Consider the following 14,441-nt stretch of genomic DNA (forward strand, 5'->3'; position numbering starts at 1 on the left):
CAATGTCAATGAAACTTGGAATCAAATAACATTGTTTTTACAATCTTTTAATCCATATGATGTCCTTAACATAATATTTTTGTAATTTTTTATAAATTAATCATAATTATTGCTTTTTCTATAATTTATAAAGGGGAAATTGTATTTTTATCCTAACTAAAACAACTCACAATGAAAAATACAATGTTCCTGATCCTCTTTGGATTACTATTTACACTTACTGCAAACGCTCAGAGAAGTAACCGATTTACCGGAAGAACTCCACCAGGCCCGGTAAAAGTCATTAAAGATTCCCTTTTTGTTAACAGAACCGCACAACTTCAACGGATTATTGATGGATTTGGTAATCGTGGAGGAAGAATTGAAATTTCCGGTGAAATTACCCTTGGGAATATTCAGATTAACAAAAATAACATCCATATTGACATCAAACGTGGTACTACCATTAAAATTGCCGGAGGAGCTTCGACTGTATTTTCTGTAAATAACAGGAAAGAAGGGGGTCCTCAAATTAGTAATATTAAAATAGGATGTAGTAATTGCGATAATAAATTTGCAAGTAATGATGCGCCTGGTAAACGGTATGTAATTGATCTCAGCGCAAGGAGACCAAACACAAAAGCAAATGCTATCAGCCTTGGTAATGTTAGAAACTTTAGCATATCTCATCTTTATGCCAGGGATAATTACACCAAGATTAATGCGATTGTATGTGCGGCCGTAGTAGTAACCCCTCCCGGAGATCGAGATATTCCAAGGTTTCGTAAAAATCTGGATGTACAAGGTGGACCCAGGGATGGAGACATTACCTATTGTCATGTCAATAAAGGACATAGCGGTTACGGTTTAGTTCAAACCCAGGCTGCTATGAACGTTAACTTTCACTATTTAAGTGGTGTTGGAGGTGTAACCCTTAGAATTGAATCCGGAAGTGTTATTGCCTTTGTACCAACTAATGAGGGCCGAAAAGCTAGACTGGATAGAATTGATGGTTTTGAGATTAAAAATAAAAAGGGGTTTGCTGCTATCTTATTACAACCTCATGGGGCCAAACAAGGAACGGTAGTTTTAAAAAATATCAGATCAGAAAGTTCCGCTTCTAATATTGATATATCTCCCGGTTTTAGAGACCGTGCTTTAGCAGGTTTACCCGATAGGGAATTTGGATGTAATACCTGTAAATTTAAAAGAGGTACATTTGAAAGGGTGACCTTACAAGGGGTCATTTCTCATAAGTTTGGGAATAAAGCTCAAAATGAAGCTAAACTTTATAATTACTATTCAAAAGAATTTAGGGATGGTGCTTCTTATGCCGAAAAATTTGCAGCGAGACGTTTTGCTTCGCCATTTTCCTCTACTATTGAAGCAAGATCAAACACCCCTTCTATTGTAAATATTCTCTATTCTGCTGCGGATAGGGGTCGTACGCCTGTCGCTAGCGAAGGACAATATAGGGTATTCCTGGGTGGTGCTGATATTAGGTCTACCAGATTAGAAGGATTTGAATCCTGTACAAAAAATATATTGTATAAATCTGACTTAAAAAAGGTAGCTTGCGAGAGGGATGCACCTCCATCGCAGAGAAATCGATCTTTAAACAATCGAACAGAAGGTAATTCTATATATCCAAATCCGGTATCAGAAATGTTAACTATAAATTATCCGGAAAATAGCCAGGTTACTATTTACAATAACTTGGGAACTATTATAGAGAAATTTGCTATAAAGGAAGTTACTAGAAACATGAGTGTAAATCACTTGTCTGGAGGAATATACTTTGCCCGTATTCTTTTAAACGGAAAAGAAATTACTGAAAAAATAATTATTAAATAGACTGACAACTCTATTCTATAATTGCAGGGCGTGTCTGATATTTACAGACGCGCTCCTTTTTTTACGTTTATACAAAGATGGTTACAACTTTAACGAAGTGATTATAAACTACTCACACCTAGAATTTCAATATTCTACCGAATGTAGTATTTTAGACTTATGGAACCGGAAAAGATAGGTTTAGGAGGTGGTTGTCACTGGTGTACCGAAGCTGTATTCCAGGCTTTAAATGGAGTTATTAAAGTAGAACAAGGATATATCCGAAGTATTCCTCCGAACAAAAATTTTTCCGAAGGGGTTATTGTTCATTTTCAACCGGAAAGTGTCTGTTTAAAGGATTTGATTAAAGTACATGTATGTACTCATAAAAGTACTAAAAATCATAGTTTTCGCAAAAAATATCGAAGTGCAATCTATGTAACTTCTGATCAGCAAAAAATACAATGCCAAGAAATTTTGAAAACCCTGGAACAAGAATTTTCCATAAGCTTTATTACGGAAGTTTTAGCTTTTAAAGAGTTTAAAGCTTCGCGTATAAAGATTCAAAATTATTATCAAAAAGATCGGAATAAACCTTTCTGTACCCGTTATATCGATCCTAAAATAGCGATGATGAAAGCGGAATTTACACATTTAGTTAAAAACGAGTTTTAATTTTACACTGTAGATACATTGCAAAGTAAAACATCCATCCCCTGCCCTTCCTTCGAAGGAAGGGAGTTGAAAATGTGGGTTCGATTTGAGATATTGCTAAACTAACATTATACTACAAAATTTATAGAGAAAAAGTAAAGTTTAAGGTTAAAAATTTGGGACTTTAAATGGTATAACGATACATCCATCCCCGGCCCTTCCTTCGAAGGAAGGGAGTTGAAAATGTGAATTCGATGTAAAATAATGCCAAACAAATACTATGCTACAAAATTTATAGAGAAAACGTAAAGTTTAGGATTAAAAATTTGAGACTTTAAATGGTATAACGATACATCCATCCCCGACCCTTCCTTCGAAGGAAGGGAGTTTTATTGATGGTATTTCATTTTATCTATTATGTATACGTAAAAGTGCCATGTTCGCTTTTAATGGTTAGTTTTTTAGAAGTTGAGGCTTCTACCCTACCTATTATTTTTGCTTCTACTGAAAAGCTATTACTAAAGGCAATAATATCTTCGGCGATTTCAGGAGTTACGTATAATTCCATACGATGCCCCATGTTGAATACCTGGTACATTTCTTTCCAATCGGTACCTGAATTTTTCTGAATTAATTGAAATAAAGGTGGAGTGGAAAATAAATTATCTTTTATAATATGAAACTGGTCTATAAAGTGTAAGATCTTAGTTTGTGCGCCACCACTGCAATGTACCATCCCATGAATTTTACTACGATCTGTATTTTTTAGGATTTCTTGTATAATCGGTGCATAAGTTCGTGTAGGGGACAATACCAATTTCCCGGCATCTAGTGGTGTATTCTTAACCGGATCAGTTAATTTTGCTGTACCGGAATATACTAATTGTTCAGGCATCTGGTGGTCGTAACTTTCCGGATATTTTTTGGCTAACTCTTTAGAAAAAACATCATGCCGGGCTGAAGTTAATCCGTTGCTTCCCATACCTCCGTTATATTCGGATTCATAGGATGCCTGACCGAAAGAAGCCAAGCCTATAATTACATCGCCTTCCTGTATATTTGCATTGTCAATCACCTGCGAACGTTTTATACGAGCAGTAACCGTGGAATCAACAATCAGGGTTCTCACCAAATCCCCCACGTCTGCCGTTTCTCCCCCGGTAGCATGAATATTGACACCAAATTTTCGTAAATCTTCCAGTAATTCTTCGGTACCGTTAATAATTGCTGAAATGACTTCCCCAGGAATTACATTTTTATTCCGACCGATAGTTGAAGACAGCATAATGTTATCTGTGGCACCTACGCATAAAAGGTCGTCGATATTCATAATAAGGGCATCTTGTGCGATTCCTTTCCATACAGTTAGATCACCCGTTTCCTTCCAGTACATATAAGCCAGTGACGACTTAGTTCCGGCACCATCTGCGTGCATGACCAGGCAATGCTCCTGGCTTCCGGTCAAATAGTCCGGAACAATTTTACAAAACGCTTTGGGAAACAAACCTTTATCAATGTTTTTAATAGCATTGTGAACATCTTCTTTAGAAGCGGAAACACCCCGCCCCGCGTATCGATTGCTTACCTCCCGGCTCATTATTATCGTTTTATTATTGCAGATGCAAATCTACTGTATTTCTAAAGTTTTCTTTGAGTTTCTATAAAGTAAATAGCAACTCCCGGTATTTTGTTAAGGGCCAAAGTTCGTTATCCACTACTAATTCCAATTTATCACAATGGTAGCGTATTTCTTCAAATAAAGGTAATACTTGATTGCAATAAGCGGAGGCTTTATGATCAAGATCCGTTGTACTATTTGCTATTTTTCTTTCTGAAGTCATTGCATTTACTTTACTGTTTATGGCCTCTATATGCCCTGAAATTTTTTCAATAATGCCGAGTTGCTCTTTAGCGTAATTTTTGAATTCTTTTCCATAAAGGTCTTTTAACCCGGCAACATTTTTGATTAATAAATTCTGGTATCGTATGGCGGTTGGAATCACATGATTTCTGGCAATATCACCAAGTACCCTACCTTCAATACGAATACGCATGACGTATTCTTCAATTTCGATTTCGTAGCGGGCCTTACTTTCTACCTCATTCATTACTTTCATTTCCTGAAACAAGTCCAAAGATTTCTTTGATATTTTTGCTTTTAAGGCTTCCGGGGTAGAACGGTTATTACTTAATTTTCTTTTAGAAGCTTCGGCAATCCATTCCTCACCGTAGCCGTTTCCTTCAAAGAGAATATTTTTGGACTTTTTAATATATTCCCGTAAGACATTAAAAACCGCTTCGTCTTTTTTTAAGTTTTTTGTATCAATCAATATATCCACTTCAATTTTAAATTCCTTAAGCTGCTTGGCAACAATAGTATTTAAGATCGTCATAGGATTAGCACAATTTGCATTGGACCCTACCGCCCTAAATTCAAATTTATTTCCAGTAAAGGCGAAGGGGGATGTCCGGTTACGATCGGTATTATCCAGCAGTATTTCCGGTATTTTACCTACTACGTTTAATTTAAGTTCGGTTTTTTCTTTTGGGGATAATTTACCAGTAGTCACCCCTTCTAGTTCCTTTAAAACTTCGGTCAGTTGCTTCCCTATAAATACGGAGATAATCGCCGGCGGTGCTTCATTAGAACCTAAACGATGGTCATTTCCGGCAGAGGCAACCCCGGCACGCATCAATTCTTCATAATCATTAATTGCTTTGATCGTATTAACAAAAAAGGTAAGAAACTGCAAGTTACTCATAGGGGTTTTACCAGGACTTAATAAGTTGACCCCCAGATTGGTTTTTAAAGACCAGTTGTTATGTTTTCCGGAACCATTTACGCCGGCAAAAGGTTTTTCATGTAATAATACTTTAAACTGGTGCTTTAGGGCAATTTTATCCATTAAATCCATGATCAGCGAATTGTGGTCTACTGCCAAATTGGTTTCTTCATGAATAGGTGCAATTTCAAACTGATTAGGTGCGACTTCATTATGACGCGTTTTTATAGGGATACCTAATACTAAGCATTCTTGTTCTAACTCGCGCATAAAAGACAATGCCCGGGTAGGAATACTACCAAAATAATGGTCTTCTAGTTGTTGCCCTTTGGCCGAAGAATGACCCAATAAAGTACGACCCGTCATAACCAAATCCGGACGGGAATTTACCAAAGCCCGGTCAATTAAAAAATATTCTTGTTCCCAACCCAGGGAAGCATTTACTTTTTTTACATTTTTATCAAAATATTTTGCAATAGCAGTGGCGGCAGTATCTACCGCTTGAAGCGCTCGTAACAACGGGGTTTTATTATCCAGGGCTTCTCCAGTATATGCCACAAAAACGGTCGGGATACAAAGTGTTGTCCCATAGACAAATGCAGGTGAGGTAGGATCCCAGGCGGTATACCCACGAGCTTCAAAGGTATTTCTAATACCGCCGCTAGGAAAAGAAGAAGCATCCGGCTCTTGCTGTACCAGTTGGTTTCCACCGAAGCGTTCCATCCCCTCATTTTCATTAATCGTATGAAAAAAAGCATCGTGTTTTTCGGCAGTTACCCCAGTTAAAGGTTGAAACCAATGGGTATAATGTGTTGCCCCTTTGGATAACGCCCATTCTTTCATGGCCATGGCGATCTGATCGGCTATTTTACGATTGATCTTACTACCTTGTTCGATAGCATCCTTTACACTCTTTAAAGCTTCGGTAGTGAGATGCTGGCGCATTTGTTTTTTATTAAAAACCTGCGTCCCGAAAATCCCGGATCTTTTCTCTTTTTCTATTACTAATATAGGTTTTCGATGTAAAGTTTCGTGTAACGCCTGAAATCGTAAAGTAGCCATATTCACTATAAATTTTAACACAAAGATACTATATGTTAAATTATTAAAATTCTATTTTCTCACGTTTCAAATTGAAATATTTATAAAATACCCTGAAAAATTATGGGTAGTTGACAAAAATTAATGAAATTTTATATTTTAACCCCTTATTTTTTTTGGTTATTCTAAAAGACAGTTTATTTTTGAATTCTTTAAGAATTAAATTACAACGTCTTTTATTATGAGTAAGTCAAAATTGGAATACATTTGGTTGGATGGGTATAAGCCTACTGCCAACTTAAGAAGTAAAACTAAAGTTGAAGATGATTTTAGTGGTAAGTTAGAAGACTGCCCGATATGGTCTTTTGACGGAAGTTCTACCAAACAGGCAGAGGGTGGTTCATCTGATTGCCTATTAAAACCTGTTGCTATTTATCCGGATCCGGCAAGAAGAGACGGTTATTTAGTGATGACCGAAGTTTTAAATGCGGATGGTACTCCACATGAATCTAATTCCAGGGCTACTATTGATGATGATGGAGACTTTTGGTTCGGTTTTGAGCAGGAATACTTTATCATGGATAAAAAGACGCAATTACCACTAGGATTTCCGGTAGGGGGTTATCCTGGTCCTCAGGGAATGTATTACTGTTCCGTAGGTGGGTTAAATACTCACGGACGAGCTTTTGTTGAAGAACATGCTAATTTATGTATTAATGCAGGTTTAAATTTTGAAGGAATTAACCAGGAAGTTGCCAGTGGACAGTGGGAATTTCAATTATTTTCTAAAGGTGCTAAAGAAGCCGGTGATGAAATCTGGGTTGCCCGATATTTATTAGACCGTCTTACGGAGAAATACGGATATTATATTGAATACCATCCTAAGCCTATCAAGGGAGACTGGAATGGTTCCGGAATGCATGCAAATTTCTCAAATTCTATCTTGAGAACTTGCGGGTCAAAAGAGGTTTATGAAAAGATTTGTGAAGCCTTTAGACCAGTAACTAAAGAGCATATTGAAGTATACGGTGAGTTTAATGACCAACGATTAACGGGTGAACACGAGACGCAATCTATACATGAGTTTTCTTATGGTGTATCGGATCGAGGTGCTTCTATCCGAATCCCGATTATTACCGTAGAAAAAGGTTGGAAAGGTTGGTTAGAAGACCGTAGACCCGCATCTAATGGTGATCCTTATAAAATTGCTGCTAGAATTGTAAAAACAGTAAAGTCTGCAGATGTATAATTCTGACAGTTAAAATTTGTCTATTTTGTTAAACGTAAGACACCTCTTTGTATATTTTTATACTTAGAGGTGTTTTTTTATAGTTCCAGTTGTTTTTTAAATTTTAGGGATTGCCGTCTGGATACTTCTATAACCTGTTGATTTGTCAAGATAACTTGTAACTTGCCGTCGAACCATGGGGTGACCTAGAAAAAACTATCTTGATTTTTCTAACACCCAATCAGAGATAAGTTGAAGTGCTTCTTTATTAAAAGTTTCTTCATTAGTACCGTATTCACTGGTAGCTCCGGTTTCTGATTTTTGAAACAAATGATTAAGACCTTCTAACTCTTTTATGGTATGATCCGTATTACCTGAACTTTCTAAGATATTCTTAATTGCAGGTAGATTTAGTTCAGGAATGACTTGAATATCCTTAGAACCATTTAATACTAGCACCGGTATTTTTATTTGAGATAAATAGTTTTTTGGTTCGGATTTTAAAAAATTTCGCATCCAGGGATCATTTGCTAATTGTTTTGCTTGTTTCTCAATGAGTTGTAAGGGTATTTGACTTTGCAGAACCGTATCTAAGGTAGCGTGATATGCTTCGGTTCTATTTTTAATACGTTGAACTGTTTGCACAGGATCTTCTTCTGCTATAATTTCAGATAATACAATTTCCATAAACTGATCATTAGTACTGATAAAAGATTCAGGGGTGCCAGCCAATTCCTGTGACTTCCGGGTTTGGGATTTTATGATTTCTTTTCCATTGACTCCGGGACCTGCTAATAGTACTATAAATTTAATTTCTTTGTTTGTCGAAGCTACCATAGGAGCAATTAGCCCCCCTTCGCTATGTCCAATCAAACCGATCTTACTGACGGACAGGTCTTTTCTGTTTGTAAGAAAACTGACGGCAGCTTCTACATCACTAGCAAAATCCGAAGTAATTGCTCCTTTAAAAACACCTTCACTTTTTGCAGTACCCCTATCGTCATAGCGTAAAACTGCAATTCCGCGACGGGTCAAATGATCAGCAAGTATCAGAAAGGGGCGATGATTCAGAATCTCTTCATTTCTATCTTGAGGTCCGGAACCGGAAATTAATATCACTACCGGTGGATTTTTAACTTCTTTAGGGAGTGTCAACGTACCTGAAAGTTCGATATTTCCTGCATTTTTATTGGTAAACGTTATTTGTTCTGAAATATAAGGATACGGAGGCTTCGGATCTTGCTTTCGCGGTGACGGTTTAGCAATTTGAGCATTCGTTTTTATAAAAGTTAATGGAGTGGTATACTCGGACTGTTTAAAAACACCTTCCATCCGGTCGTTTTGTAGTCTTCCTTTATATATAATATTTAGTGATCTTACTGTGATAGTGACAGAGTCTGATTTATGTTGTTTAAGTAATGTGGGTATTTCAGCAGGGGATTGTTTCGGACTAATCAAGACGGTTTTAGTTTCGTTACCTTCTTCGGTGACTTTTAAGATTAAAGGTAATTCTCCCGCAGGTGTTTTTAAATTTCCTTTCCATACCCCTATCATACTTTGTGAGGATATTGTATGAGTAATAACAAGGGTAAAAATAAAATGTAAGAATAATTGAATTTTGATCATGATGATGCTTTTATATTTCCAAGTGATTTAACTTCTTCTATAAAAGTAATATTTAAGTATATAAAGTATTTTAGAATATGTGCAACGGTTGATTTAAAGGTGTAAACGGTTTGTTATGGCTTAATTAATACTAAAGATTGATAGTTTCTGGTAAAGATTCAAGATCGCCATCGCTTCTAGAATCAAGACTACTTATTAAAATTCTAGAAACTAATATCATAAAATCATTCACTTTAAGGAAAGCAAATTATTTTTAAATAAGTAAAAAAGCAATCTTCAAACCTTTAGAAATTTGGAATCACTTTAACTTAATGTAGGATGTACTTTATAAACTTTTATTTGTTTTAAACGGACACTAATAATGAATACCTTAAATTTTGGTGTTATTTGATACTATTTTAGCTATAAAAAAGCCATTACTACAAAACCAGCATAGCATACGAAGATTACCAGTCCTTTTAACTTACCGATTTGCATTCGCTGAGGTAGTAAAGCTAAAGGCAAAAGACACAATGCAAATCCTAACATCCAGAAAATATCGACGTTAATTAATCGTTCGTCTGCCACACGGATAGGTTGAATAACGGCAGTAATTCCCAAGACAGAAGCAATATTAAAAATGTTGGAACCAATTAAATTTCCTAAAGACAGCGCCTTTTCCTTTTTAAGTGCCGCAATTATTGAAGCAGCTAGCTCAGGCACACTGGTTCCTACGGCTACCATGGTGAGACCAATAACTGCTTCAGTTACTCCCAGGGATAAGGCAATTTCTTTTGCACCTTGTACTAGAAATTCAGATCCAAAATAAAGGGCTACGCCGCCAATTAGCAACCAGAGGTACATTTTAAAATTTGATACTTGTTGTAAGGTAGTATCCACTTCATCATCAATTGGTAATTCTTCTTTTTTTGCGCGCCTAATTAGAAAAAACAGGTATACCGCCAATAATAATAATAAAATAAATCCTTCCCATCGATCTAGTACTCCGTTTATGATCAGAAATATATATAATATTATAGATAAGCCTACCATGACGGGCCAATTGTACCTAAAGAAATCCCGGTCTATGGCAAGGGTCGAAATCATAGCGGTAATCCCCAATACCAATCCAATATTTGCAATATTAGAACCGATAACATTACTTAAAGAAAGGTCAGCCGACCCATCTAGTGCCGCTTGTAAACTTACCAATAATTCGGGTGCTGAGGTAGCAAATGAAACTACGGTCAGGCCGATGACCATTTTAGAAAGGTTCAATTTAAACGAAAGGGCTACGGAAGCTCTTACAAGATACTCCCCTCCTAGTACTAAAAGGAAAAAACCTAAAATTACCAGACCGATATTAATCCACATATGCAATTGTTAATCCATGCGAATATACTACAACTTGATAAGTTGCAAAGATGCATCTGTTAGGAATGTAGACTCTTTTGGTATCCTAAGTGTCTGGTAAAGCTTCAAGACCCGCCTGCGGACGGGCAGGTCGCTATCGCTTCTAGAAACAAGAATCAAGACTAATCATTATAGTATTGAAATTCAATATTGTAATAAATATTAACGTTAAAGAACAAATTACTTTTAAAGAAGTGAAAAAGCAACCTCCAAACAGTTCAAAATTTAGAATTACCTTATCTTACTATGCCTTCTAAACTTTTACTTGTTTCAACCGAAAACTAATGTTTACAAATAATAAAAGAAGTTCTATTTCTTATAAAGTATCCTTTTTTTGTACTGCCATTAGGTGATAAGGTAAGTGTAGATGTCAATTTTTCGTTGGCTTAGCATCGTATCTATTTTGGTATGTATTTTGCAACACCGGAATCTGAAAATCGTAAATAAAATAAATATAACTAGTATGAAAAAAACAATGATCATAGGAGCTTGTGTACTAGGTATGCTTTCTCCAATAGTAACAAATGCCATTACTCATCAGCCTTATACTGAAAAGGTTCAAGTATCTGATGCCATTACTGCAACGATTAGTAAAAGTACGACGGAAAAAGAACTGGAAGATCTACAGGATTTTTTTGCTGAAAATGATATAGAGTTGATCATTAAAAAAATAGAATTTAATGATCAAAAGGAAATTACAGGTTTAAGTATTGTCCTAAAAAAAGGGAATTCTCAAAGTAATTATACGGCCAACTCCAATCGACCTATTGAAGACTTGGAATTAGGGTATAAAGACAATAATTTATTTATTTCGAATTCCGGGATGTTTGATATTGCTTCCTGGCAAAACCAATCTAATTTTACTCATCCTTCTTTCAAATCTCTGGATAGTATTATGAAGAATGGCGGATTAGCGATGGATATGGCGGATTTTAAAGATCAAATTATGAATTCTATGAGTATGTTTGAAAATATGCAGGATATGAATGGTATGAGTTCTTTACAAGATTTTTTTAATGATGCCAGAGGAACTACTAAAAAATTCCAATTTAAAAATGATCCAAACCTGGATAAGTTAATTATTATTGACGGTGAAGAAAGTGATTTTGATACCTTGGATCAATTAGCAAAAGATGATCAAATAGATAGCGTAGATTTTTTAAAGTCAGCTACGGCTATTAGTATTTATGGTGACAAAGCAAAAGATGGTGCTGTTATTGCGACTACTAAAAAATAATCTTCTTGGAATTTTAAAAAGGATTACAGATAGTCCGAGTTCATCTAAAGTTTTTTGTAAACAGTAAAAGTCTTTAGATAAACCCGGACTTTTTTTATTTACTATTACCTCTGATGCATTTAGATAATAATTCTTATAAAATCCATTCGGTCAAGGTGGTTTAACACTTTTTAAATGTACTAGGGTGATTTATAGAATTAATACGTTAACAACGTTCCTACAGGTGCGTTTAATCCTTCCCTTCCTTTTAAAAATACCAATTCTATCAAGAAATTAAACTGAACCACGGTTCCCCCTAATTTTTCGATTAAAGCTTGGGTTGCTTTTGCCGTACCTCCTGTAGCTAAAACATCATCATGAATAAGTACACGTTCGCCTTCCTGAATAGCGTCTTTATGTATTTCTAAAATAGCCGAACCGTACTCCAGGTCATACTTTTGCGAAATTACCTCAGCAGGTAGTTTTCCTTGTTTACGTACCGGAACAAAACCAGCGTTTAATCGGTTTGCGATGATAGATCCCATAATAAAACCCCGGGATTCTATGCCTATTACTTTGTCGATGCTACCAGGTTCCGGACAAATAGCAATTAACTGTTCAACAGCTGATTGGAACGCTTGTTGATTTTTAAAAAGCGGAGTGATATCCTTAAAGATAATATCCTTTTTTGGAAAATCAGGTATATCCTGAATATAAGGTTGAAGATTCATACCGGTAAATTACCGAAAAATAGCAAAAACATTGTACATCGGACATGATTTTTTTTATATTTGCACCCGCTTATATAAAATGATATGTTATTTTTTATAAGTTGAAAAATTTAGAGATTTCCACTTTGATGGAAATTTAAAAGGCCTCGTGGCGCAACTGAATAGCGCACTTGATTACGGCTCAAGAGGTTACAGGTTTGAATCCTGTCGAGGTCACTATTAAAAAATGCAACAATCTAAAAATTAGATTGTTGCATTTTCATTTGAAATAGGTTAGTCCATATTTAGTCCATAAACTATAAAACAATGGAAAGATATAAATGACTATACGTTTAACTTAACTCAACTCAAGATTTGTGAAATTATAATCCTTTTTTGAAGAAAGTATTAATTTTTTGATAACGTTCATATTTACTGAGATAGTAGTTTCTACAATTGATATTAATGGCATAGTTTGTCCTAAAAAATTTTATAATTTTTTAAATTCTGGTATATTACTCTCTAAGTAATTCAGGAATTTATCAAAACCTTGAATATCAATTTTAAAAAAGTTTTCATTTTTAAAAGTAGAATCATGTCGAAACATATCTTTAACAGTTGATGAATTTATTTCTGTTAAAAACAATTCAAAACTATCTATTAATTTATGTATTAAATAACCTTTCAATAGATTAGGGACACTCTCAGGAATTCCTACTTCTCTATTTGTTATTACAAAGCACTTTCCTTTTAAATAATTTTCATATATACTATTTTCTTTAATAAAAGCGTTGCTCATGAAAGACTTATAATCTTTATTTTCAAATTATTCAGGTTTGTTTGCCTCTCTCCAATTCATAAACTTAGCATTATCTACAACTCAAAAACAACCGTTTGTCGAATCAAAATTAATTTTTATAATTGTGACTGGTTAGTCAATCATATATGAACAAACAGGAAAAACTTATTGAAACTGCCGTTATACTTTTTAATGGAAACGCGCGGCTTCCATGGAGCATTGACTAGCAGGATTGCTAAAACCGCTGGTGTTGTAAACGGTACATTATTCCAATATTTCCCAACCAAAGAAAAGCTAATATTGCCCGCATTAATATGGATAAAGGAGGAGCTTAGAGAATATTTCGAAAAGCATTTGGTTGAAAGTTTAGATGCAAAGCAATCGATAAAATTTCAAATCGTTATTTTACTTGCACGGGCGCTAGAACATAGGACGAAATTTGATTTTTTGCAATAGTTTCATACTTCACCTTATCAAAACAAAGTCGAGAGTTCAAATTTTGAAAAATACGTGGAACCACATTTGCAAATCATTCAACAAGCAAAAAATGGAAAACTAATACAACAATTACCGAATGATCTTATCTATAGCTTAATAAGCAGCCATACATATGGGCTTTATCAATTCATTTGTCTACGAAAACATACGAAAGAAGAACAGCATGAAACAATCGAAAAGGGTTTTGAGCTTTTATGGAAAATGCTGTCTTAAATAAAATTATAAACTAAAACGACTGATTGGTCAATTAATTAAGATTATGAAAGAAATAATTTTAAACTACTATCAAATTGAAAAGCATACAGCAATAATAGCTATGCTCATCGGGTTTTCATTTATCGTTGCAGGTTCCATACTTTTTTGGAAATTTAGAGAACTTCCTTTGCAAAAAGGGTTAATGTACGCCATTTTTGTAGCAGGAATGTTTTTCGCCATTGGTGGTTATGCATATATATTTCAAGTAAACAAATCGTTGATTGAAACCGAACTGTTACAAAATACAGCATCAGAACTCCACAAAAACGAGCTAACTCGAATCAACAAGGTGTTGAGTTCAAGCCATAAAGTTTCTTCGATTTTATTTACCGTTCTATACTTGCAAGTCTCTGCCTTCATTTTATTTCATTTAAAGGTCATAGCTAAAATGAGGCTTTTTAGCGTAGAGATTCAAGTTTTTATATGA

12 protein-coding genes and 1 tRNA gene are annotated in these 14,441 nt (G+C 35.1%); 7 read left to right on the forward strand and 6 right to left on the reverse strand.

What is annotated here, in order from left to right; translation table 11 throughout:
• The first annotated feature begins 171 nt into the window (after positions 1-171).
• Both NBT05_RS16885 and NBT05_RS16890 read left to right on the forward strand, forming a co-directional pair.
• Positions 172-1,833 (forward strand): T9SS type A sorting domain-containing protein, encoded by a 1,662-nt coding sequence (locus NBT05_RS16885; RefSeq protein ID WP_265771079.1) that lies wholly within the window; start codon positions 172-174, stop codon positions 1,831-1,833.
• A gap of 159 nt (positions 1,834-1,992) precedes the next feature.
• Positions 1,993-2,487, forward strand: a complete 495-nt coding sequence (locus NBT05_RS16890; protein WP_265771080.1) for a peptide-methionine (S)-S-oxide reductase — start codon at positions 1,993-1,995, stop codon at positions 2,485-2,487.
• Positions 2,488-2,881: 394 nt separating this feature from the next.
• Here NBT05_RS16890 and NBT05_RS16895 read toward each other — a convergent pair whose 3' ends face one another.
• Entirely contained in the window at positions 2,882-4,063 is a 1,182-nt protein-coding gene (locus tag NBT05_RS16895; RefSeq protein ID WP_265771081.1) for an AIR synthase related protein, read from the reverse strand.
• Between the two features lie 61 nt (positions 4,064-4,124).
• Positions 4,125-6,311 (reverse strand): glutamine synthetase III, encoded by a 2,187-nt coding sequence (locus tag NBT05_RS16900; protein ID WP_265771082.1) that lies wholly within the window; start codon positions 6,309-6,311, stop codon positions 4,125-4,127.
• Between the two features lie 220 nt (positions 6,312-6,531).
• Between NBT05_RS16900 and NBT05_RS16905 the strand changes: the two genes are divergently transcribed.
• Entirely contained in the window at positions 6,532-7,539 is a 1,008-nt protein-coding gene (locus NBT05_RS16905) for a glutamine synthetase beta-grasp domain-containing protein (protein ID WP_265771083.1), read from the forward strand.
• Positions 7,540-7,734: 195 nt separating this feature from the next.
• Here NBT05_RS16905 and NBT05_RS16910 read toward each other — a convergent pair whose 3' ends face one another.
• Together NBT05_RS16910 and NBT05_RS16915 are read right to left on the reverse strand one after the other, a co-directional pair.
• Positions 7,735-9,144 carry an alpha/beta hydrolase family protein gene (locus NBT05_RS16910; protein WP_265771084.1) on the reverse strand — a complete coding sequence of 470 codons (1,410 nt, stop codon included), beginning with the start codon at positions 9,142-9,144 and terminating at the stop codon, positions 7,735-7,737.
• A gap of 402 nt (positions 9,145-9,546) precedes the next feature.
• Positions 9,547-10,491, reverse strand: coding sequence for a calcium/sodium antiporter (locus tag NBT05_RS16915; protein ID WP_265773264.1), 945 nt, complete (start codon positions 10,489-10,491; stop codon positions 9,547-9,549).
• 508 nt (positions 10,492-10,999) lie between these two features.
• On the opposite strand from NBT05_RS16915, the gene NBT05_RS16920 reads away from it, so the two are divergent.
• The gene (locus NBT05_RS16920; RefSeq protein ID WP_265771085.1) at positions 11,000-11,773 is read left to right on the forward strand and encodes a hypothetical protein; all 774 of its coding nucleotides are present in this window, start codon (positions 11,000-11,002) and stop codon (positions 11,771-11,773) included.
• A 197-nt stretch (positions 11,774-11,970) separates the two neighbouring features.
• Here NBT05_RS16920 and NBT05_RS16925 read toward each other — a convergent pair whose 3' ends face one another.
• Positions 11,971-12,483: an adenine phosphoribosyltransferase gene (locus tag NBT05_RS16925; protein WP_265771086.1), complete on the reverse strand. Its 513-nt coding sequence runs from the start codon at positions 12,481-12,483 to the stop codon at positions 11,971-11,973.
• A gap of 142 nt (positions 12,484-12,625) precedes the next feature.
• Here NBT05_RS16925 and NBT05_RS16930 point away from each other — a divergent pair.
• A tRNA-Arg gene (locus NBT05_RS16930) sits at positions 12,626-12,699 on the forward strand.
• A 253-nt stretch (positions 12,700-12,952) separates the two neighbouring features.
• Here the strand turns inward: NBT05_RS16930 and NBT05_RS16935 are convergent.
• Entirely contained in the window at positions 12,953-13,261 is a 309-nt protein-coding gene (locus NBT05_RS16935; RefSeq protein WP_265771087.1) for a hypothetical protein, read from the reverse strand.
• 168 nt (positions 13,262-13,429) lie between these two features.
• Between NBT05_RS16935 and NBT05_RS16940 the strand changes: the two genes are divergently transcribed.
• Together NBT05_RS16940 and NBT05_RS16945 are read left to right on the forward strand one after the other, a co-directional pair.
• Positions 13,430-13,717 carry a TetR/AcrR family transcriptional regulator gene (locus tag NBT05_RS16940; protein ID WP_265771088.1) on the forward strand — a complete coding sequence of 96 codons (288 nt, stop codon included), beginning with the start codon at positions 13,430-13,432 and terminating at the stop codon, positions 13,715-13,717.
• Between the two features lie 301 nt (positions 13,718-14,018).
• Positions 14,019-14,441, forward strand: coding sequence for a hypothetical protein (locus NBT05_RS16945; protein ID WP_265771089.1), 423 nt, complete (start codon positions 14,019-14,021; stop codon positions 14,439-14,441).

Origin of the sequence: Aquimarina sp. ERC-38 (genome assembly GCF_026222555.1) — a bacterium.
GTDB lineage: Bacteria > Bacteroidota > Bacteroidia > Flavobacteriales > Flavobacteriaceae > Aquimarina.